We start from the raw sequence: 19,572 nt of genomic DNA on the forward strand, positions 1-19,572 counted from the left end.
TACCCCGGGAGTCGCCCTCTTACTCGTCCGGGTGAATCCGGGCACCCGGGGTGCGCGATCGACGGTGGCGGGGTAGGCCCCGGAGACGGACAGCCCCCGGGGCGACGGCGGGCCGTCGGCTCGGCTTGACTTCGTCCGGTTCGCTCGGGAAGGATCCGGCGCATGGACTCCGGCGCCACTCTGGTCTGCCGCCTGCACGTCGATCTGCGACGCCAGGCGAGTTCCATCTGTGCCTGTTGACCTTGTTCTCTCCCGCCGGTCCCGCCCTGTGACGTCTGCCAGGGCCCGCGCCGCGCACCCGCACCCGCAGTTCTGACTTCCCGCCCCGCTCCGGCGCACCCGTGCGTGCCGGGCCGCTCCGCCGGCCCGCGCCCGCCCGCTGCCGCCGGAGGCCGGGCGCCTCCCCCCGACGTTCCCGCCGCATCCGAGGACGCCCTCATGAGCCCGAGCCCGAGCATCAGCCCCGACACCCGGCCGACCGACAGCCCCGGCAGCGCCACCCCGCCCACGGACAGGGACACGGCCGCGAACACGACCACCACGGACACAGCCACGGACCCGACGCCCACCCCGGAGCCACCACCTACGCCGACCACCGGGCAGGCGCGGACCACCGCACCGCTCACCCCCAGCACCCTGCGGACCATCGTCCGCGAGCTGGCCGAGCGGCCCGAGGAGTGGATCCACCACGTCCGCCTCTCCACCGAGGAGCGCTGGTACCGCCGCCTGGCCGCCGACGAGGACCACGAGGTGTGGCTGATCAGCTGGCTGCCCGGCCAGTCCACCGGCTTCCACGACCACGGCGGCTCGCGCGGCGCGTTCACCGTCGCCCTCGGCGAGTTGGAGGAGCTGTCCCTCGGCGGGCCCGACCAGGGCCTGCTGATCCGCCGGGTCCCGGCCGGCACCGCCCGTGCCTTCGGCCCCGAGTACGTGCACGACGTGCGCAACACCGCCGTCGGCCCCGCCGTCACCCTGCACGCCTACTCGCCGCCGCTGAGTTCGATGGCGCACTACGACCTGCGGGCCGGCGGGCTCGTCCGCACCTCCGAGGAAGGACCGGAACAATGGTGACCACGATCGAGGACCTGGTGGAGCGGGCCCGGGAGGGCGTCCACCGCCCGCGTGCCCGCGATGCGTACCAGGCCCAGCTGGACGGCGCGCTGCTGGTGGACATCCGTCCGGCGGCGCAGCGGGCGGCCGAGGGGGAGATCCCCGGCTCGCTGATCATCGAGCGCAACGTGCTGGAGTGGCGGCTCGATCCGACGGGCAGTCACCGGATCCCCGAGGCCTCGGGCTACGACGTCGAGGTGATCGTGGTCTGCTCCGAGGGTTACGCCTCCAGCCTCGCCGCCGCCTCGCTGCGCGAACTGGGGCTGCACCGGGCGACCGACCTGGACGGCGGTTTCGTCGGCTGGGAGGCCGCCGGACTGCCGACCCGTCAGGGCGGCTGAGCCAGGGGCCGAACCGCGTGCCGGACGGTAAATCAGGGACAGGAGATGATGCAGGTCATAGTCTGATCAGAGTTTCCGCCGGTCCAAAGCTGGGCAGCCACGCGGGCGGAAGTACGCCCGGGCGCTTGAAACCGCCGCCACCGATCGACCCGACCGAACGACCGACCCAGGCGCCGCCTCCCCGGGGCGCCCTGACGAGGAAACTCCACGTGATCAGATTCGACGGCGCCGGAAAGCGCCACCCCGACGGCACCATCGCAGTCGAGGGCCTGGACCTGGAGGTCCCGACCGGTCGGATAACCGTCCTGGTCGGACCGTCCGGCTGCGGGAAGACCACCCTGCTGCGCATGGTCAACCGGATGGTCGAGCCCACCTCGGGCCGGGTCCTGCTGGACGACACGGACGTCGCGAAACTGGAACCGGCCAAGCTGCGCCGTGGCATCGGGTACGTGATCCAGCAGGCCGGGCTCTTCCCGCACCGCAAGGTGATCGACAACATCGCCACCGTCCCCTACCTGCTCGGCTGGGACCGCAGGAAGGCCCGTGCCCGCGCCGCCGAACTGCTCGAACTGGTCGGGCTCGCGCCGGAGACCGCCAAGCGGTACCCGTTCCAGCTGTCCGGCGGCCAGCAGCAGCGGGTCGGCGTGGCGCGGGCGCTGGCCGCCGACCCGCCGGTGCTGCTGATGGACGAACCGTTCAGCGCCGTCGACCCGGTGGTGCGGGCCGGGCTCCAGGAGGAGCTGCTGCGGCTCCAGTCCGAGCTGCACAAGACGGTGCTGTTCGTCACCCACGACATCGAGGAGGCCGTCCGGCTCGGCGACCAGGTGGTGGTGCTGCGCGAGCACGGCCGGATCGCCCAGCTGGCCGACCCGCACACCCTGCTCACCACCCCCGCCGACGAGGGCGTGGCCGCCTTCCTCGGTCGCGACCGGGGCCTGCGCGGCCTCGCCCTGCGCCCCGCGAGCGCCGTCGAGATCCGCCCCGTGAGCGACGGACTCCGGTACGGGGGATGGGAGTTGGCCCTGGACGACGGGCGGCACCCGATCGGCTGGATCGACCGTGACGCCGTCACCGCCGAGCTGCACCCGGCGGCCGGATTCCGCCCGGACACCGACACCCTGCGCAGCGCGCTGGACGCTACCGTCCTCTCCCCCGCCGGAGCCGCGGTCGCGCTGGACGCCGACGGCCGGGCCACCGGCACCGCGAGCCGCGAGGCCGTCCTCGCGGCGCTGCGACCCGACGCCCCCGATTCGACGGCCGCCGACGCGCCCGTCCGCATCGGCAAGTCCCCGACCGCAGGAAGCCGATCGGACGACCCGGGCCGCGCGGGCGGCACGAGCGGCACGGACACGGCGGGCGGCACGGGCACCCCGGGCGGCACGGACACGGCGGACGGCACGGACGGAGCCGACGGTGGACGATGAACCGATCGTCCGCTGGTACTGGATCGGCGACCACGTCGGCTACCTCGGCCACCTGCTCGCCGACCACGCCGTGATCGCCCTCGTCCCCGTGCTCATCGGTCTGCTGCTGGCCGTCCCGCTCGGCCTGGCCTGCGCCCGATTCCCGCGGCTCTACCAGCCGCTGTCCGCCGTCTTCAACATCGTCTACGCGCTGCCCTCGCTGGCCGTGTTCGTGGTGCTGATCCCGTACACAGGGCTCGCCACCCAGGCGACCGTGATGATCCCGCTCACCTTCTACGCCCTCGCCGTCCTGCTGCCGACCACCGTGGACGGGCTGCGCGCCGTCCCGGACGCCGTCCGGCAGGCCGCCACCGCGATGGGGTACGGGCCGTGGCACCGGCTGACCTCGGTCGAGCTGCCCGCCGCCGTGCCGTACCTGATCGCCGGACTGCGGGTCGCCGCGGTGTCCAGCATCTCGCTGGCCAGCGTCGGCGCGCTGGTCGGGCGCGGCGGGCTCGGCTACCTGTTCATCGACGGCTTCCAGCGCACCTTCCCGACCCCGATCGTGGCCGGTATCGCGCTGATCGCCGTCCTGGCGCTGGCCGTCGACCTGGTGCTGGTGGCCGCCCGGCGGCTGCTCGCGCCCTGGGCGGTCCGGGAGAAGGGAGCGGGCTCGTGAACTGGCTGAACTGGCTGAGCGACTTCTTCACCGCCCCGGACCACCTCAGCGGGCCGGACTCGATCGTGCACCGGGTCTCCGAACACCTGCTGCTCTCCGGCGAGGCCCTGCTGTACGCGACGCTGCTCGCCGTCCCGCTCGGGCTGCTGATCGGCTACACCGGGCGCGGCGTCACCGTGGTGACCGCGCTCGCCGGCGCCGCCCGCGCGCTGCCCACCCTCGGCCTGGTGACGCTGGCCGTGCTGCTCGCCGGGGTCGGCGACACCGCGGTCCTGATCCCGCTGGTCGCCCTGGCCGCGCCGCCGCTGCTGGTGGCCGCCGTCGAGGGGGTTCGGGGCACCGACCCGGACGTCCGGGACGCCGCGCGCGGCATCGGGCTGACCCACCCGCAGGTACTGCGGCAGGTCTGCCTGCCCTCGGCCGCGCCGACCCTGCTTGCGGGCTTCCGCACCGCGACCGTGCAGGTGATCGCGACCGCCACGGTGGCCGCCTACGTCGGCCTGGGCGGGCTCGGCCGCTACGTCATCGACGGGCTGGCGACCCGCAAGTACGCCGTGACCGTGGGCGGTGCGCTGCTGGTGGTGCTGCTCGCGGTCGGCGCCCAGCTGTTCTTCGCCCTGCTCGCCCGGTTCGCGCTCCCGCCCGGGGTGCGCGCCCAGCAGCAGCCCCGCTGATCTCCTCCCCTCCTCTCTCTCGTCCCGGAAGGACATCTGTCACCATGTCGACAATCAACCGAAGCCGTCGCGCCGTCGTCCTCGGCACCCTCGCCGCGCTCGCCCTCGGCGCCACCGCCTGCGGTTCCTCGGGCGGCGGCGACCCGCTCGGCGGGGGTTCGAGCACCGCGGCCTCAACAGGCGGGTCGGGCGGCTCAGGGTCGACGGTGGTGGTCGGCTCGGCGAACTTCCCCGAGAACGTCCTGCTCGGCTCGATCTACTCGCAGGCGCTCAAGGCCAAGGGCATCAAGGTCGAGGAGAAGTTCAACATCGGCAGCCGCGAGGTGCTCTACGGACAGCTGCAGAGCGGGAACCTGACCGTCCTGCCGGAGTACAACGGCTCGCTGCTCGCCTACCTGGACGCCAACTCCACCGCCGTCACCACCCAGGACGTGAACGCGGCGCTCGCCAAGACGCTGCCCGCCTCGCTGGGCATCCTCGACTCCTCCCCGGCCGAGGACAAGGACTCGCTGAGCGTCACCCAGGAGACCGCCGACAAGGACGGTCTCAAGAGCATCGCCGACCTGGCCGCCAAGGCGGGCGAGTTCACCATCGGAGGGCCGCCGGAGTTCAAGAACCGCCGTGAGCAGCAGCTCAAGGACGTCTACGGGCTGACCTTCAAGGAGTGGAAGCCCACCGCCGACACCACCGCGAACGCGCTCAAGGACGGCAGTATCCAGGTCGGCAACGTGTTCACCACCGACCCGAAGATCGCCCAGTACAAGCTCGTCCCGCTGTCCGACCCGAAGAACATCTTCGGCGCGCAGAACGTCACCCCGCTGGTCAACAAGGCGGGCGTGAACGCGACCGCGACGGCGGCGCTCAACGCGGTGTCGGCCAAGCTCGACACCACCGGGCTGCTGGCGCTGATGAAGCGCGTGTCGACGGACAAGGAGGACCCGTCGGCGGTCGCCAAGGACTGGCTGAAGTCCAACGGCCTCGGCTGACGGTCGGACGGCCGGACGGCCGACCTGGCGCCCCTGCCGGTCCGGCGGTTTGAACGGCCTGACGGCTCGACGGTTTGCCCGTCCGGCGGATCGCCCGTCTGGCGGTCTGCCTGTCCGGTGGTTTGCCCGTCTGGCGGTCTGCCTGTCCGGTGGCCGGCGCGGGTTGCCGCCGACCGGCCGGGGGTCGTGAACGCGGCGGCCCGGAGGAGCTTCCTCCGGGCCACCGTCCGCCGTTGCGGAGCCCCCTCTCCGGCCTGCGGAGGGACCTTCCCTTCCATGCCGCGAACATGACAGTGTGGGCGCCATGCGCACTCGTCTCCTCGCCGCCACCCTCACGGCACTCGCCGCGGTGAGCCTCGCTGCCTGCTCCGGTTCCGGGTCGGGCTCCGGCAGGGCCACCGCCGCGGCCGGCTCCCCCACCGCCTCCGCCACCACTCCGGCCGCTTCCCCCACCGGCGCCGCCACCACACCCGAGGCGCCCGCGCCCGGGTCCGCCGCGCCCACGACCGACAGCACGGCCGCCCCCACGGCCACGGCCGACAGCACCGCCGGTGCGCCCGCACCCGACGCCGGCGCCTCGGGAGCCCCCGCACCGGCCAAGCCCGCCCCGCCCGCCGACGCCGGGCTGCCCGCCAAGCCGGGCACCGACCTGACGGCCAAGCTGGTCTCCGCGCTGGACGCGATCGATCCGGCGATCGTCGGAGGCAAACCCGAGCAGGCCGTGGACCGGGCGCGCAACCAGTGCCAGTCGATGTACCAGTTCCCCAAGGACAAGCAGAAGTTGGTCGAGCTGGCCGGCCAGCGCTTCACCTCCGCCGACCACCCGCAGGGGTTCGGACCTGACATCGCCGCGAAGATCAACGACGCACTGCTCGCCACGCTCTGCCCTCCGGCGCGCTGAGCCGGCCCGCGGACCCGCGGGCCGGGCAGGGTCCGCGGGTTACGCAAGGTCCGCGAGTAACGCGGGGTCCGCACATTCGGAAGAACCGCATTTCCGCCGCTCCACGGGTTTCGCAGAACCGTGGATCCGCGCCACCATGAACCGCCCGGCGTCCTGAGCGCCGGGCCGCCGTGGCCGCGCCCCTTCCCGGGTGCGCGGCCACGGTCTTCTCGTTCCCGGCCCCTTCGGCGACCACCCCACCCGCTCTGGTCGCCCTTTCGCCCCCTTCGGCCGCGCGGACCGTATGCTGACGAACTGTTAGGTCTCTTGACAGACCAGTGGTCTAGTCCAAACATAAGCATGTCGATCCGACCGGGATGCACTGTGGGGGTGTGGCCACCGGCGGCTGAGGCACTGCCCTGCCATGTTCCGTTCCACCCCCGCTCCGTACGGCGTGCGCATGCGCACGCCGCCCGCATCCACGCGAGCCGGCGAGCACTCGCCCGCCCGCACGCTGGTGCTCCCGATATCCGACCCGGTCCAGGCACCACGCTGCCGACCCCACACTGCTGCGTCGCCCGGACCGATCGCACCTCCCCAACGTCCTGCCCCACCAAGTCTGTTGGAGATTTCATGCGCCTTCGCCGAACAGTCCAGGCCGTGTTGACGGCCTGCGCCACGCTGGTCGCCTCGGCCGGCCTGGTAGCCGCCGGGACGAGCTCCGCCCAGGCCGCCACCCCGCTCCCCAACCGGGTCTTCGCCCCCTACTTCGAGGCCTGGACCGGCCAGAGCCCGGCCCAGCTGGCCGCGCAGTCCGGCGCCAAGCACCTGACCATGGCGTTCCTCCAGACCGCCACCAAGGGCTCCTGCACGCCGTACTGGAACGGCGACTCCTCGATGCCGGTGTCCTCCGCGACCTTCGGCGCCGACATCGCGACCATCCGCGCCAACGGCGGGGACGTGATCCCGTCCTTCGGTGGCTACACCGCCGACAACACCGGCACCGAGCTGGCCGACAGCTGCACTGATGTCAACCAGATCGCGGCCGCCTTCGAGAACGTGATCACCACCTACGACGTCAGCCGGATCGACCTCGACATCGAGGACAACTCGCTGACCAACACGGGTGGGATCGACCGCCGCAACAAGGCGATCAAGCTCGTCCAGGACTGGGCCGTCACCAAGGGCCGGACCATCCAGTTCTCCTACACGCTGCCGACCACCACCTCCGGGCTGGCCGACAGCGGCCTCGCGGTGCTGCGCAACGCGGTCAGCAACAACGCGCGGATCGACGTCGTCAACATGATGACCTTCGACTACTACGACAACGCCACCCACGACATGGCGGCCGACACCCAGACCTCCGCGCAGGGTCTCTACAACCAGCTCGCCAGGCTGTACCCGTCCAAGACCCCCGCCCAGCTGTGGGGTTCGATCGGGATCACCGAGATGATCGGTGTCGACGACTTCGGCCCGGCCGAGACCTTCACCCTGGCCAACGCCACCACCGTGTACAACTGGGCGGTCGCCAAGGGCATCAACACGCTGTCCTTCTGGGCGCTCCAGCGTGACAACGGCGGCTGCCCGGGCACCAAGGGCAACGACAACTGCTCCGGGATCGCCCAGAACACCTGGGACTTCACCCACATCTTCGCGCCGTTCACCAGCGGCTCGACGGTGAGCAACGACTTCTCGATTTCGGCCAGCCCGAACTCCGGTACGGTAACCGCCGGTTCGTCCACCTCGGCGACCATCGCGACGGCCGTGACGGCGGGTTCGGCGCAGAGCGTCAACCTCACGGTCGGCGGCGCCCCTGCGGGCGTCACCGCGACCGTCACCCCGGGCAGCGTCACCGCCGGCAACAACGCCACGCTGAACATCAGCACCACCTCCGCGACGGCGCCCGGCAGTTACCCGATCACGATCACCGGTTCGGCGGCCTCCGGCAGCCACAGCAGCAGCTTCATCCTGACGGTCAACGGCACTCAGCCGAGCAACGACTTCTCGGTCGCCGTGAACCCGACCTCCGGTACGGTCACGGCCGGTTCGTCCATCTCCGCGGCCGTCACGACGGCCGTCACCGCGGGCTCGGCGCAGAACCTCAACTTCTCGATCATCACCGTCCCGATCGGCGGCCTCACCGCCACCGTCACCCCCGGCACCGTCACCGCCGGCAACAGCGCCACGCTGAACATCACCGCCACCGCGAGCACGATGCCGGGCACCTACCCGCTGATCATCAACGCCACCGGCCCGTCCGGCAGCCACTCCGCGACCTACTCGGTGACCGTCACCGGGACCGGCCCGGCGACCACCGTGGTCAACGGTGACCTGGAGAGCGGCAGCCTGGCCCCGTGGACCTGCCAGAGCGGCGGCGGCCTGGCCTCCAGCCCGGCCCACTCCGGCACCCACTCGCTCCAGGCCGCGGCCACCGCGAGCCAGACCGGCGAGTGCGCGCAGACCGTCACCCTGAAGCCCAACACCAGCTACACCCTGAGCGGTTGGGTGCAGGGCAACTACGCGTACGTCGGCGTCAGCGGTGGTGCCACCGCCAGCGTCTGGGCCAACTCCTCCACCTGGACCAAGGTCTCCGTCCCCTTCACCACCGGCGCCAACGGCACCGTCACCGTGTACCTGCACGGCTGGTACGGGCAGGGCAACGTGTTCGGGGATGACTTCTCCATCGTCTGAGTCCGCTTCGGCTGACGAATAACGGGTGACAGCTGACAGATTTCAACATCTGTCAGCTGTCATCTGTTTTCTGTCCTCTGGTTTCTGTCCTCTGGTTTCTGTTCGTCGCTCGCCGCTCTCTGCTACCGCTCCGGTCGGCACAGCGCCAGGTACGCCACCGTCGCCAGCACCCCGCAGACCAGGACCACCAGCGCCAGCAGCACCGCCGACGGCTGCCCGCCAAGGCTGCTCAGCGGAGCGACCACCGCGCCGCACAGGAAGTTGCCCGTCCCGAGCAGCGCCGACGCCGTACCCGCCACCTGCGGCTCGACCAGGCCGAGCGCCTGCGCGGCGGTGTTCGGCAGGAGCACCCCCAGGCTGCCCATCATCACGAACAGCGGCGGGCAGAAGCCGGCCAGCCCGAAGTCCCACACCGTCGTCAGCAGCACCAGCGCCACCCCGGCGGCGACCGCCGCCGCGAGGCTGCCGAGCATCAGCGCCCGCTGGGTGAAGCGCGGCGCCAGCACCCGCCCGTTCAGCTGGGTCATCACCACGATCGCGAACGAGTTCAGCCCGAACAGCAGGCTGTAGGTCTGCGGCGAGACCTGGTACACGTGCTGGAGCACCGTCGACGACCCGCTGATGTAACCGAACAGCGCCCCGAAGGCGAGCGAGCTGGTCAGCGCCAGCCCGAGGAACGGCAGGTTGCGCAGCAACCGCCCCATCGTCCGCAGGGCCGCGCCCACTCCACCGCGGTCCCGGGTCTCCGGCGGCAGCGTCTCGCGCAGCACGCCGAACGCGACCAGGGTGAGCAGCAGTCCGAGCGCCGTGAGCACGCCGAAGGTGCCGCGCCACGAGGTGAACCGCATCAGCTGCGCACCGACGATCGGGGCGAGGATCGGCGCCAGCCCGGATATCAGGGCGATCGAGGCGAGGAAGCGCAGCAGCGCGACGCCCTGGAAGCGGTCCCGGGAGACGGCCCGCCCGATCACCAGCCCGGCGGACCCGGCCGCGCCCTGGACGAAGCGGGCGGCGATCAGCACCGTGAGGTTCGGCGCGAACACGCACACCACGCTGGCCAGGGTGTAGAGGACGAGCCCCACGAGCAGCGGCACGCGGCGCCCGAAACGGTCGCTGAGCGGTCCGAAGAGCAGCTGCCCGGCCGCGACCCCGAACATCGAGAAGGTCAGGGTGAGCTGGACGGCGGCCGGCTGGGCGACCAGGTCGTCGGCGATCGCGGGCAGGCCCGGGAGGTAGAGGTCCGTGGTGAGGGGGCCGAGCGCGGTGAGACCGCCGAGGGCGGCGATCACGGCCCAGCCGGGGCGGGCCTGGCCGGTGTCGGGTGCGGCGACGGATCCGGTGGCGGTTCCGGGGACGGACGGGGCGGGCAGGACGGACGGGGTGGCGGCGGCTGCGGTCGACGTGTCGTCGGTGGGGCCGACGGTCGGGCCGGGCATGGTTCTCCTTGCGGACAGGTGACGTGGGATTCGTTCGCGCTCCGTCCTATCGCAGCCCGGCCCGGTTCCGACAGCGGGGGTGGGCCCTGTTCGGCCACGGAGTGTGCCCGGATCGATCGCCCGCCGGCCGGTCCCTGCTCGCCCACGACGACGGCCCGCCCGCACCTTCCGGTGCCCGGCGGGCCGTAGCGGTACCTGGCCAGAATCAATCAGGAACGGCCAGGGGTGATCAGAAATCGGTCAGCAGCGACCGGGGGCGCCGATGCCCGAGCGGTGCGCTCAGTGCTTGACGACGTGCTCGGCCCTTGGCGACGTGCTCGGCCCTTGGCGACGTGCTCAGTGCTTGACGACGTGCTCGGCGCGGAGCGCCGCCTGCACCGCCGCACCGTCCTGCCACGCGTAGAGCTGGTTGCCGTTCAGCGCGACGCTGTAGTGCCCGCAGGTGCCGCTGGCCTTGGTCGCGACGCCCTCGGGGAACCAGCCCGCCTTGAGCGATTCCGGCACCGGGTGCGCGCCCCGGCCCGGCTGCCCGGCGGTGCAGCCGACGGGCAGCCGCCCCTCCGGAAGGGTGGCGCGCAGCAGGCGGTCGTCGCCGGTGGTGGACATCAGGTACTTGACGCCGGAGGCGTTGTCGGGCAGCCAGGCCGGCATCGTGTGACGGTCGGCCTTGGCCTGGGTGCCGGTGTCATAGGCAGCCTGCTGCTGGTGGCGCTCGTCGTACCAGTCGGACACCCGCGGGCCGATGGCCACGGCCGCCACGGCCACGGCCATGCCGGTGCCGGCTACTCCCAGCGCGACCTTGCTCACGATGCCCTTCATGCCCGGCTGTCCTCTCCCGTGTCGTGGCCGATGCGGCCGTTGCCTGTTGTTCCCGCTGCCGAGGGCCGTTCACGTCGTTCGGCTCTGCGCCACCGGCCCGGTCTGCGCGGTCCGCCGCCCGGTGTCACCATCGTGTCCCGGACGGACCCGTCGGATCGTCACCACTAGGTCGCGATCTCGGCTCCGACCCACGGGGTAGGTCCTCCACCTTCAGGCGTATGCCGTTCGGCAGAGGCCATGAGAACCGCGGGTTCCGGACCGCCGAGGCCCCGGGCACCTGCCGCTCCGGCACTCAGGGTGGCACCCCCGGGTCGAGCACGACCCGAGTCCCAGTCGAGCCTTGCTCAAGCCCGGCGCCGCCGCAGCCCGGCCTGCTGCACCCGGGGCACAGGCGGCCGGCCCCAGGGTCGGCCACTCTGACCCGGACCGCCCGGCTGGGACCGCCCAGGCCTGGAGCCCTTCGGGCTCAGACCTCCGCCGGTACCGGCCGCGCGACCGGGAACGGGCGGCCGTCGAGGGTCCAGTGCGGGTCGATCGGGCGCAGCAGCGAGGCGTACACCTGGGCGGCGACGTCCGGGTGGCGGATCTCGCCGGTGGGCGGGCCGGCCGGGATGCCGTGCCCGGCACAGGCGACCCAGGCCGTCAGCTCCTCGACCGTACGGCCGCCGTGACCGCCGACGTCCACGTGCCCGTGGTCGGTGACGACGATGACCGTCCACTGTTCCTCGGCGTGGGTCGCCCGGCCCCGGACGGCGTCGAGGAGGCGGCCGAGGCGCTCGTCGGCGGTCCGCATGGACGCGCGGTACTCGTCGCCGCAGCCCAGGAAGTGGGCGGTCTCGTCGACGGCGCCGAGGTAGACGAAGGAGGCCTCGGGGTCGGCGGTGCCGAGGACGTGGACGGCCTCCCGGGTGACCTCCTCGTCCACGGCTTCCCAGGCCTCGGGGGATTCCTCGGCGGGCGCCACGTAGGAGAGCCGGCCGGGGGCGCGGAACAGCGGGCCGCCGGACTCGTTGATCACCAGCGGGTCCCAGCCGGCCGCGACGAAGGTGCGGCGGCGGTCGCCCCGGTTGAGGCGGGTGGCGAAGTCGGGGAACACGTCGAGCCGGTTGCCGCCCAGGTGGTTGCCCCAGACCCCGTGCTTGGCGGGCTCGACCCCGGTCACGATGGTGGCCCAGCACGGCCCTGACATGGTGGGCGTGCCCTCCCCGACGGTGACCGGTACCAGGAACCCGGCCTCGGCGACCTCCTGGAGCCGGGGCATCGGCACCTGCGCCAGGTAGTCGTGGCGGACGCCGTCGATCCCGACGACGAGCACGCGGGGGCGGGGCCACTGGGCAGCGGACATGCTGGGGTTCCTTTCGGTCGTGCGCATCCGGCCGCACCCGCCGAGGGCGCCGCCGACCGCGCCATGCTTCACCGGCCGCCGTACGGATCGGCGTCACTCCGTCGAACCCCAGGTGGCCGCAAGGTGTCGGAAGGGCACCGTCCGACTGCCCGGTGGCCGCCCGCCCGCCCGCCAACCGCGACCCACGACCCGCGACCGCCTCAGCCACGCCGAACCGGTCAGGGCAGCGGGCGGAACTCGTGCACGACCTCGATGCGGCCGACGATGTGCCGGTTGAACTCGGCCAGTTCCCCGGCGGGCACCCAGAGTTCGAGGATCGTGCGGCCGCCCGCCCGCTGCACGGGGTAGCGGGCGAGGAAGGCGGTGTCGACCTTGAAGCGGGTGACGTAGCCGACGCCGGAGGCGGGCACGTTCCAGTCGCGGGCGATCCGGATCGCGTAGTCCTCGTTGAGGACGGGGTAGAAGATCGGCTGCTCGGGCAGACGGGGCGGCCAGGCGCGCCGGTCGGCGGCCTCGACCAGGGCCAGCTCCTCGGGGCCGGTGGGACGCCAGAGGGTGGTGGTCGGGGACGTGACCTGCGCGCTCGAAGGCGTGGCCTGCGGGGTCGGGCCGTTCATGGAAGGGACGGTAGCCGGGCCGCGACGGGCCCGGCCACCGGATATCCCGGCCCCGGGAGGTGCGGGCGGGCCCGTCAGTGGTAGGCGGACTCGCCGGTGATGGCCTCGCCGAGGACCAGGGTGTGGATCTCGCTGGTGCCCTCGTAGGTGAGCACCGACTCCAGGTTGTTGGCGTGCCGCAGCACCGGGTACTCGGTGGTGATGCCGTTGGCCCCGAGGACGGTCCGGGCGCTGCGGGCGATCTCCAGTGCGGTGCGGACGTTGTTGAGCTTGCCGAAGCTGATGTGCGGCGGGCGGGCCGCGCCCCGCTCCTTCAGCCGGCCGATCCGCAGGGCGACCAGGTAGGCCTTCTCCACCTCCAGCATCATCTCGACCAGCTTCTGCTGGGTCAGCTGGAAGCCCGCGATCGGGCGGTCGAACTGGATCCGGCTCTTCGCGTAGTCCAGGGCGGTGGTGTAGCAGTCGCGGCCGGCGCCGACGGTGCCCCAGAGGATGCCGTAACGGGCCTCGTTGAGGGAGGAGAGCGGTCCGCGCAGGCCGACCACCCCGGGCAGCACCGCGTCGGCGGGCAACACCACGTCGTCGAAGGCCAGTTCGCTGGTGACCGAGGCGCGCAGCGACAGCTTGCCGTGCACGTCGGTGGCGGTCAGGCCGCGGGTGCCGCGCTCCACCAGGAAGCCGCGCACCCCCTCCTCGGTCTGTGCCCAGACCACGGCGACATCGGCGATGCTGCCGTTGGTGATCCACATCTTGCTGCCGGACAGCACCCAGTCACCGCCCTCGCCACCCTTGCGCACCGCCCGGGTGCGCATGTTGGCCGGGTCGGAGCCGAAGTCCGGTTCGGTGAGGCCGAAGCAGCCGATCAGCTCGCCGGCGGCCATGCCGGGCAGCCAGCGCTGCTTCTGTTCCTCCGAGCCGAAGGCGTGGATCGACCGCATGGCGAGCGAACCCTGGACGGAGACGAAGCTGCGCAGCCCGGAGTCGGCCGCCTCCAGCTCCATGCAGGCCACCCCGTACGCCACCGCGTCGGCGCCCGCACAGCCGTAGCCGTCGAGGTGCATGCCGAGGACGCCGAGTGCGCCGAGTTCGGGGGCGAGTTCGCGGGCCGGGAAGACCCCGCGTTCGAACCAGTCGCCGATGTGCGGGCGGATCCGCTCCTCGGTGAACCGGCGGACGGTGTCGCGGATCAGCCGTTCCTCGTCGGAGAGGAGGTCTCCGACGGCGAGCAGGTCGGACGGGTCGATCCGGGTCGGCTTCGTCATCGAAGCTCCTAGTACTCTCGGCGGGATACCGGCGAGTATCGCGCACCCGACCGGGCGGTGGACGGGCTCGAACGAGTGAGGATGGCGACACGTCGACGGCGCGTCACGTAGTCGCCGCGGCGACGGCGAACAGATGACAGCCGACGGATCACAGAGAACGGACGACGGATAACAGATGACAGCTGACAGATTTCAAACTCTGTCAGCTGTCACCCCACTCCACAGAGCCGCAGCACCGCTGTCGTCGCCGCGCCGGCGACGACCACCACCGGGAACGGCGCCCGGCGCAGGGCGAGCACTCCCGCAACCAGCACGCCCGCCGGACGGGCCCACCCCGCGAAGCCGTGCCCCTGGGTGAGCGCACCGGTCACGACCAGGGCCACCAGCAGGACCGCGGCCGCGACGGCCAGCAGGTGCCGCAGCCGCTCCGAGAGAGCGAGCCGGCCGCCGAGCAGCGGCCCCGCGAGCCGGAAGGCGTACGTTCCGGCCGCGAACAGCAGGATCGCGTACAACGGCATCATCGGACCGCCTCCTTCTCCCGGCACTCCATGCTTCGTCCGTCAGCCGTCTTCCGCTTGCCCGCCGTCTTCCGTTCGCCCGCGGCCTCCCGCGCCTTCTCCCCCGCGGCCTCCCCCGCCGCGGGCCGCCCCACGAACAGCAGCCCGACGAGGGCGAGCAGCACCGGCACTCCGACCGGGACGAACGGCGTGGCCGCGACCGCGACCACCGCGCCCGCCACCGCCGCCGTACGGGTCCCACGGTCCGCGAGTGAGGGCAGCACGAGCGCGAGCAGCACCGTGGGGAAGGCCGCATCCAGGCCCAGCGCGTCCGTGTCGCCGATCAGCCCGCCCGCGACCGCGCCGAGCAGCACCGAGAGGTTCCAGATCAGGAACAACGCGATCCCGCAGAGCCAGTAGGCGGCCCGACGCCGGGCCGGTTCGTTCTGCTGCAGGGTGAAGGCCGCGGTTTCGTCGGTGAGCAGGTGCGCACCCAGAAGCCGGCGCCACCACGGGCCGCCGAGCACGTCGGCCACGGCGAAGCCGAAGGGCAGCAGTCGGGCGTTGAGCACCAGTCCGGTGGTGACCGCGGCAAGGGCGCCGCCGCCGGACAGCACCACACCGACCGCCGCGAACTGGGAGCCGCCGGCGAACACCAGGACGGAGAGCGCGATCGGCACCCAGAGCGGCAGACCGCCGGAGACGCCGATCGCACCGAAGGAGGCGCCGACGAGGGCGTCGGCAAGGCAGACCAGAGCGATGTCACGGATGGTGGCATGTTCCAGTGTTCGGAGAAGCGAACGCATGTTCATTAGAGTGAACCGACCCAGCGCGTTCGTCAAGGCGAACACGTAGACCGATCAAGCGAACGGCATCGGCGGGTCGACCATGGCAGCATGAACGGCAGCAACTGCGACGGAAGCCATGGAAGGGGCCAGGAGAAAGCGTGAGTGGCGAGCATGAGTGACCAGACCACCCCGGCCACGAGCCCCAATGGCAGCGGTCACAGCAACGACAGCGGCACCGGCACCGGCACCGGCACCGGCACCGGCACCGAGCTGATCGGCCTGATCGCCACCTCGATCCGGCGTGAGCGCGAGCGCAGCGGGCTGTCCATGGCCGAGCTGGCGCGGCGCGCGGGCATCGCCAAGTCCACGCTCTCCCAACTGGAGTCGGGCGCGGGCAACCCCAGCGTGGAGACGCTCTGGGCGCTCGGGGTCGCACTGAACGTGCCGTTCAGCCGGCTGGTCGACCCGCCACGCCCGGCGGTCAGGGTGGTCCGGGCCGGCGAGGGTCCGGTGACCCACTCCGAGCACGCCGAATACGCCGCCACCGCGCTCTCCTCCTGCCCGCCGAACGCCCGGCGCGACATCTACCGGATCGAGGCGCAGCCGGGCGAGGCCAGGGCCTCCGATCCGCACATGCCCGGCACCGTCGAGCACGTGTTGATCGGCGCCGGGCGGGCACTGGTCGGGCCGACCGAGGCGCCGGTCGAGCTGGGCCCGGGTGACTACGTGAGCTACCCGGGCGACGCCCCGCATGTGTTCCGCGCCCTGGCTCCGGACACCCTCGCGGTGATCGTGATGGAGCACATCTGACACTTCGTCAGGCAGGTGCGGTTACTTCAACAGCCCGTCCAGGAAGGGGTTTCCGAACACCCGGTGCGGGTCGTGGTGGTCCAGGACGGCGACCGCCTCGTCCCAGCCGGGCCCGCCGCCGGCCCGCAGGCTGTCGGGGATGACCCGGTCGAGCAGATCCTGATCGGACCAGGCGGCGTCGGCGGTGTAGGCCCACCCCTTGGACCACTCGACCCGCAGCCCCGCCCGGGTGCCGTCGAAGGTGCGCAGCAGCCACTGCTCCAACTCCCGGGCGAAGCGCTCCAGTCCGGGGGTGCCGGGGAAGGCGAGGACGTCCAGCCAGACCGCCGTGTCCCACTCGGGGCGGTCCGCGCGCGGGCGCAGCGCCGAGAGCAGCGGGGGCCGGGCGCCGGGAACGCCGGAGGAGGCGGGGTCGTCCAGGCCGGTGGCCCGGATCTCCACCGCGCCGTTCACCGGGAACTCGCCCCTGGCCTGGTAGGCGGCGAGCAACTCCCGGTAGTAGGCGGCGAATTCGCTCACCACCCACTGGAGATCGGCGCGCCTGGTGAGGATCGCGTAGCCGTTGGCGGTGACCCGCAGGGTGGTCGGGCGGACGTACTGGAGCAGGGTGCGCGAGGGGCCCCAGAGATCGGAACGCAGTCCGCCCGCCAGCAGGTGGGTGAGCACCTCACCGCTGAGCAGTCGGCGGAGCAGCCCGCCGGAGAGCAGCACCTCCGTGATGTCCCCGGTGAGGCTCACCTTCGCGACCAGGTACTGGAGTTGGCCGAACAGTGGGGCCGACGCCCAGGCCCCGGTGACGATCTCGCCGGCGAGCCGGGCGACCGGTTCCGGAATGCTGTCCGAGAAGGGGTAGTTGTACGGGTGGTCGACGGCGAGTGAGGCGAACGGCTTGTTCGGGGTGACGCTCCAGGTCTTGAGCCAGGGGTAGTCGGTGTAGGCGAACCAGATCGCCTCGGCCCGGCCGTCGCGTTCCACGAAGTCGGCGAAGGTGCGCGGGCCGCCCCCGCCGCCGAGGACACCGCCCAGCACTCCCCCGAGCACTCCGCCGAGCCCGCCGTCCGTACCGGCTCCCGCACCGGCACCGGCACCGGCACCCGTGCCACTGCCCGTGCCGCTGCCGGAGCCGCTGCCCGGGCGAGCGAAGAGGTCGCTAGCCGGGATGTCGAGCCGGCTGACGCAGCGCAGCGGCCGGTCGGCGCCGGCCCTCAGCACCACCTCGGTGAGGAAGGCGCGGCCCAGGTGCACCAGGAAGGCGGCGCTGTCGGCCTCGGAGCGGTCGAAGCCGCGCAGCGTGTAGCGGCCGGTGGCCGGGTCGAGGACGACGGCGGTGAGCCGGACGACCTGGTTGCTGACCGACCCGTAGCCGTGCCCCTCCGGCCGCACCTCACCGGCGGCCGGCACGGCGGTGCCGTGGCCTCCGATGGCGAGCACCCCGCCCACGGTGATCTCGCCGGGAGCCGGGCAGGCGGTCAGGCCGAGGCCGCGGCCCGCCAGGTGTGCGAGCAGCGCCTCCATGGTGGCGCCGGTCTGCACCCGGACGGTGCCGGGCGAGTCGGCGCTGATGGCGGTGAGGTGGCGACTGGTGTCCAGCAGCAGGACCCGGGCGCTCTCCCTGGTCCCGGCCGCGACGGTGAGCGGCGCCCAGGTGTGCCGGTAGCCGGAGGCGCGCAGCCGCCAGCCGTTGGCGTGCGCCCAGTCGGCGAGGGCCGGGACCTCCTCGGGAGTGCGGGGCGCGCAGGTCCACAGCTGGTCGGTGCGGATCTCGCCGGACCAGTTCTGGAAGACCCGCTGGTACAGCTCGGTGCCGACGGGCAGCGCGGGCGGTACGGGCGTGGCGGCCTCAACGCTGTCGGGACCGATGGTGCCGCGCAACAGCCAGGCCGCACCGCCGAGCGCCGCCGACGCGCCCAGCAGCTGGCGCCGGGTGAGGCCTCCGGGAGTGTTCGTGGCGGCCTCGGCGCCGGTGGCGCCGGTGGACGCGGCCGCGTCAGCGGAGGCATTCGTCGGGGTCATCCCCTCCGATATCGCCCCGTCGCCCGCTCCGCTCGTCGGCCCGTGTCCTGTGGTCATCGTCCGTCCGCCCCTCGCACTGGTCCCCCCGGGCCGAACTGCGGCACTCCGGGTCCGGCCGGAGTCGGCCCGGCCCGATCCGGAGCGTATGAAGGGGTGGACGGCAGTCTGAAGCGCCTTCCGTCGATCTCACTCCTTCGAGTGAGATCAGCCCCGATCGGGACCCAAGGGCCCCGATCACCTCCTCCGCCCCTCGCACGCCTTCGTTGCCCATGCCACCGACGGGCGCATAGGTTGATCATGACCAGCTCACCCCGCCCCGCCGGAGGCCCCGCCATGCCCTCGTCCGCGACCTCTGCCACAACCTCTGCCACGGCCTCTCCCGCGCCCGCGCCGCTGACCGTCGCGGTAGCCCAGCCCGTCTGCGCCGCCGCAGGCCGTCCGGACACCGTCTCCGAGAACGTGGCCCTGCACGCCGAGGCGGTACGGGCGGCGGGCACCCGGCTGGTGGTGTTCCCCGAGCTGTCGCTGACCGGCTACGACCTGGCCGCACCGGCCGTCGGCCCGGCGGACGCGCGCCTCGCTCCGCTGGTGGCGGCCTGCGCCGCGACCGGCGCCGTCGCCCTGGTCGGGGCGCCGGTCGCCGAGGCCGACGGGCGCGAGTCCATCGCCACCCTGGTGGTGACCGGGGAGGGCGCCGTCGTGGCCTACCGGAAGATGCGCCTCCACGGCGCCGAGGTGGAACGTTTCACCCCCGGGGAGAAGCCCGTCACCCTGGAGCTGGACGGCCTGCGGCTCGGCCTCGCGATCTGCGCGGACGCCGCCGACCCGGCGCACGCCGAGGAGACCGTCGCGCTCGGCGTCGACGCCTACGTCGCCTCCACCCTCTACGGGCCCGGTGCCGCCCAGGCCGAGCGCCGGGACGGACACTTCCGCGACCGGGCCGCCGCCCACGGCGTGTGGTGCGTGCTCGCGACCTGCGCCGGGGCCACCGGCGAGTACCCCGACAGCTCGGGCGGCTCCGGCGTCTGGGCCCCGGGCGGCGAACTCCTCGCCCAGGCCGGTACCGCCCCGGGGGAACTGCTCCGCGTGGAGTTGCCCCGGCGGTAGGCCTCGGACGGCTACGGACGGCGTCCGTAGCACCCGGGTCGGATCACGGGATCATCGGATCATCCCGGCCGGAAATACCCGGGCCCCGCTCGCGGCTGTGGTGATCGGAGATCC

Annotated in this window: 19 protein-coding genes; 11 read left to right on the top strand and 8 right to left on the bottom strand. The window is 72.7% G+C overall.

Translation table 11 applies throughout. The features are described 5' to 3' along the window. Positions 1-162 precede the first annotated feature (162 nt). The 9 genes from ACIQOW_RS15900 to ACIQOW_RS15940 all read left to right on the top strand — a co-directional run bounded on the left by ACIQOW_RS15900 (position 163) and on the right by ACIQOW_RS15940 (position 8,764). Positions 163-240, top strand: coding sequence for a putative leader peptide (locus ACIQOW_RS15900; protein WP_107086570.1), 78 nt, complete (start codon positions 163-165; stop codon positions 238-240). Positions 241-438: 198 nt separating this feature from the next. Then, positions 439-1,071: a cysteine dioxygenase gene (locus ACIQOW_RS15905; protein ID WP_401084641.1), complete on the top strand. Its 633-nt coding sequence runs from the start codon at positions 439-441 to the stop codon at positions 1,069-1,071. Further along, positions 1,065-1,451, top strand: a complete 387-nt coding sequence (locus tag ACIQOW_RS15910) for a rhodanese-like domain-containing protein (RefSeq protein WP_401084644.1) — start codon at positions 1,065-1,067, stop codon at positions 1,449-1,451. The genes ACIQOW_RS15905 and ACIQOW_RS15910 overlap by 7 nt, the downstream gene beginning before the upstream one ends. 209 nt (positions 1,452-1,660) lie before the next feature. After that, a complete protein-coding gene (locus tag ACIQOW_RS15915) occupies positions 1,661-2,875 on the top strand; it encodes an ABC transporter ATP-binding protein (RefSeq protein ID WP_401084647.1) in 1,215 nt (404 codons plus the stop codon). Beyond that, positions 2,865-3,533, top strand: coding sequence for an ABC transporter permease (locus ACIQOW_RS15920; protein ID WP_188300696.1), 669 nt, complete (start codon positions 2,865-2,867; stop codon positions 3,531-3,533). Before ACIQOW_RS15915 ends, ACIQOW_RS15920 begins: the two co-directional genes overlap by 11 nt. Further along, positions 3,530-4,207: an ABC transporter permease gene (locus ACIQOW_RS15925; protein WP_401084650.1), complete on the top strand. Its 678-nt coding sequence runs from the start codon at positions 3,530-3,532 to the stop codon at positions 4,205-4,207. Before ACIQOW_RS15920 ends, ACIQOW_RS15925 begins: the two co-directional genes overlap by 4 nt. A gap of 44 nt (positions 4,208-4,251) precedes the next feature. Beyond that, positions 4,252-5,193, top strand: a complete 942-nt coding sequence (locus ACIQOW_RS15930) for an ABC transporter substrate-binding protein (RefSeq protein WP_401084653.1) — start codon at positions 4,252-4,254, stop codon at positions 5,191-5,193. Positions 5,194-5,497: 304 nt separating this feature from the next. Continuing rightward, positions 5,498-6,094, top strand: a complete 597-nt coding sequence (locus ACIQOW_RS15935) for a hypothetical protein (protein ID WP_401084656.1) — start codon at positions 5,498-5,500, stop codon at positions 6,092-6,094. Positions 6,095-6,706: 612 nt separating this feature from the next. Continuing rightward, positions 6,707-8,764: a glycosyl hydrolase family 18 protein gene (locus ACIQOW_RS15940; RefSeq protein ID WP_401084658.1), complete on the top strand. Its 2,058-nt coding sequence runs from the start codon at positions 6,707-6,709 to the stop codon at positions 8,762-8,764. A 122-nt stretch (positions 8,765-8,886) separates the two neighbouring features. On the opposite strand, the gene ACIQOW_RS15945 is transcribed toward ACIQOW_RS15940, so the two are convergent. The 7 genes from ACIQOW_RS15945 to ACIQOW_RS15975 form a co-directional block, all read right to left on the bottom strand. Continuing rightward, positions 8,887-10,200 carry a multidrug effflux MFS transporter gene (locus ACIQOW_RS15945; RefSeq protein ID WP_401084661.1) on the bottom strand — a complete coding sequence of 438 codons (1,314 nt, stop codon included), beginning with the start codon at positions 10,198-10,200 and terminating at the stop codon, positions 8,887-8,889. Positions 10,201-10,536: 336 nt separating this feature from the next. Further along, on the bottom strand, positions 10,537-11,019 hold the full coding sequence (locus ACIQOW_RS15950; protein ID WP_188300702.1) for a hypothetical protein: 483 nt from the start codon (positions 11,017-11,019) through the stop codon (positions 10,537-10,539). A gap of 466 nt (positions 11,020-11,485) precedes the next feature. Further along, a complete protein-coding gene (locus ACIQOW_RS15955; protein ID WP_401084665.1) occupies positions 11,486-12,364 on the bottom strand; it encodes an alkaline phosphatase family protein in 879 nt (292 codons plus the stop codon). 218 nt (positions 12,365-12,582) lie between these two features. Then, positions 12,583-12,981 (bottom strand): ADP-ribosylation/crystallin J1, encoded by a 399-nt coding sequence (locus tag ACIQOW_RS15960; protein ID WP_401084668.1) that lies wholly within the window; start codon positions 12,979-12,981, stop codon positions 12,583-12,585. Positions 12,982-13,055: 74 nt separating this feature from the next. Continuing rightward, complete coding sequence (locus ACIQOW_RS15965; RefSeq protein WP_401084670.1) at positions 13,056-14,243, bottom strand: acyl-CoA dehydrogenase family protein; 1,188 nt, start codon at positions 14,241-14,243, stop codon at positions 13,056-13,058. A gap of 209 nt (positions 14,244-14,452) precedes the next feature. Next, positions 14,453-14,761: an AzlD domain-containing protein gene (locus tag ACIQOW_RS15970; RefSeq protein ID WP_401085281.1), complete on the bottom strand. Its 309-nt coding sequence runs from the start codon at positions 14,759-14,761 to the stop codon at positions 14,453-14,455. Continuing rightward, positions 14,761-15,546, bottom strand: a complete 786-nt coding sequence (locus tag ACIQOW_RS15975) for an AzlC family ABC transporter permease (protein ID WP_401084673.1) — start codon at positions 15,544-15,546, stop codon at positions 14,761-14,763. The genes ACIQOW_RS15970 and ACIQOW_RS15975 overlap by 1 nt, the downstream gene beginning before the upstream one ends. Before the next feature lie 153 nt (positions 15,547-15,699). Between ACIQOW_RS15975 and ACIQOW_RS15980 the strand changes: the two genes are divergently transcribed. Next, positions 15,700-16,338, top strand: a complete 639-nt coding sequence (locus ACIQOW_RS15980) for a helix-turn-helix domain-containing protein (protein WP_401084676.1) — start codon at positions 15,700-15,702, stop codon at positions 16,336-16,338. Between the two features lie 21 nt (positions 16,339-16,359). On the opposite strand, the gene ACIQOW_RS15985 is transcribed toward ACIQOW_RS15980, so the two are convergent. Beyond that, on the bottom strand, positions 16,360-18,351 hold the full coding sequence (locus ACIQOW_RS15985; RefSeq protein WP_401084679.1) for a cholesterol oxidase substrate-binding domain-containing protein: 1,992 nt from the start codon (positions 18,349-18,351) through the stop codon (positions 16,360-16,362). Between the two features lie 297 nt (positions 18,352-18,648). On the opposite strand from ACIQOW_RS15985, the gene ACIQOW_RS15990 reads away from it, so the two are divergent. After that, positions 18,649-19,458, top strand: a complete 810-nt coding sequence (locus ACIQOW_RS15990) for a carbon-nitrogen hydrolase family protein (protein ID WP_401084682.1) — start codon at positions 18,649-18,651, stop codon at positions 19,456-19,458. The last annotated feature ends 114 nt before the right edge of the window (positions 19,459-19,572 follow it).

Origin of the sequence: Kitasatospora sp. NPDC091335, assembly GCF_044757205.1 — a bacterium.
GTDB lineage: Bacteria > Actinomycetota > Actinomycetes > Streptomycetales > Streptomycetaceae > Kitasatospora.

Excerpts from the sequence above, each read along its gene's own strand:
- ACIQOW_RS15985 (WP_401084679.1), bottom strand. The coding sequence starts at position 18,351 with ATGACCCCGACGAATGCCTCCGCTGACGCGGCCGCGTCCACCGGCGCC.
- ACIQOW_RS15930 (WP_401084653.1), top strand. The coding sequence starts at position 4,252 with ATGTCGACAATCAACCGAAGCCGTCGCGCCGTCGTCCTCGGCACCCTC.
- ACIQOW_RS15950 (WP_188300702.1), bottom strand. The coding sequence starts at position 11,019 with ATGAAGGGCATCGTGAGCAAGGTCGCGCTGGGAGTAGCCGGCACCGGC.
- ACIQOW_RS15970 (WP_401085281.1), bottom strand. The coding sequence starts at position 14,761 with ATGCCGTTGTACGCGATCCTGCTGTTCGCGGCCGGAACGTACGCCTTC.
- ACIQOW_RS15910 (WP_401084644.1), top strand. The coding sequence starts at position 1,065 with ATGGTGACCACGATCGAGGACCTGGTGGAGCGGGCCCGGGAGGGCGTC.
- ACIQOW_RS15905 (WP_401084641.1), top strand. The coding sequence starts at position 439 with ATGAGCCCGAGCCCGAGCATCAGCCCCGACACCCGGCCGACCGACAGC.
- ACIQOW_RS15965 (WP_401084670.1), bottom strand. The coding sequence starts at position 14,243 with ATGACGAAGCCGACCCGGATCGACCCGTCCGACCTGCTCGCCGTCGGA.
- ACIQOW_RS15940 (WP_401084658.1), top strand. The coding sequence starts at position 6,707 with ATGCGCCTTCGCCGAACAGTCCAGGCCGTGTTGACGGCCTGCGCCACG.
- ACIQOW_RS15935 (WP_401084656.1), top strand. The coding sequence starts at position 5,498 with ATGCGCACTCGTCTCCTCGCCGCCACCCTCACGGCACTCGCCGCGGTG.
- ACIQOW_RS15975 (WP_401084673.1), bottom strand. The coding sequence starts at position 15,546 with ATGCGTTCGCTTCTCCGAACACTGGAACATGCCACCATCCGTGACATC.
- ACIQOW_RS15960 (WP_401084668.1), bottom strand. The coding sequence starts at position 12,981 with ATGAACGGCCCGACCCCGCAGGCCACGCCTTCGAGCGCGCAGGTCACG.
- ACIQOW_RS15990 (WP_401084682.1), top strand. The coding sequence starts at position 18,649 with ATGACCAGCTCACCCCGCCCCGCCGGAGGCCCCGCCATGCCCTCGTCC.
- ACIQOW_RS15945 (WP_401084661.1), bottom strand. The coding sequence starts at position 10,200 with ATGCCCGGCCCGACCGTCGGCCCCACCGACGACACGTCGACCGCAGCC.
- ACIQOW_RS15955 (WP_401084665.1), bottom strand. The coding sequence starts at position 12,364 with ATGTCCGCTGCCCAGTGGCCCCGCCCCCGCGTGCTCGTCGTCGGGATC.
- ACIQOW_RS15980 (WP_401084676.1), top strand. The coding sequence starts at position 15,700 with ATGAGTGACCAGACCACCCCGGCCACGAGCCCCAATGGCAGCGGTCAC.
- ACIQOW_RS15900 (WP_107086570.1), top strand. The coding sequence starts at position 163 with ATGGACTCCGGCGCCACTCTGGTCTGCCGCCTGCACGTCGATCTGCGA.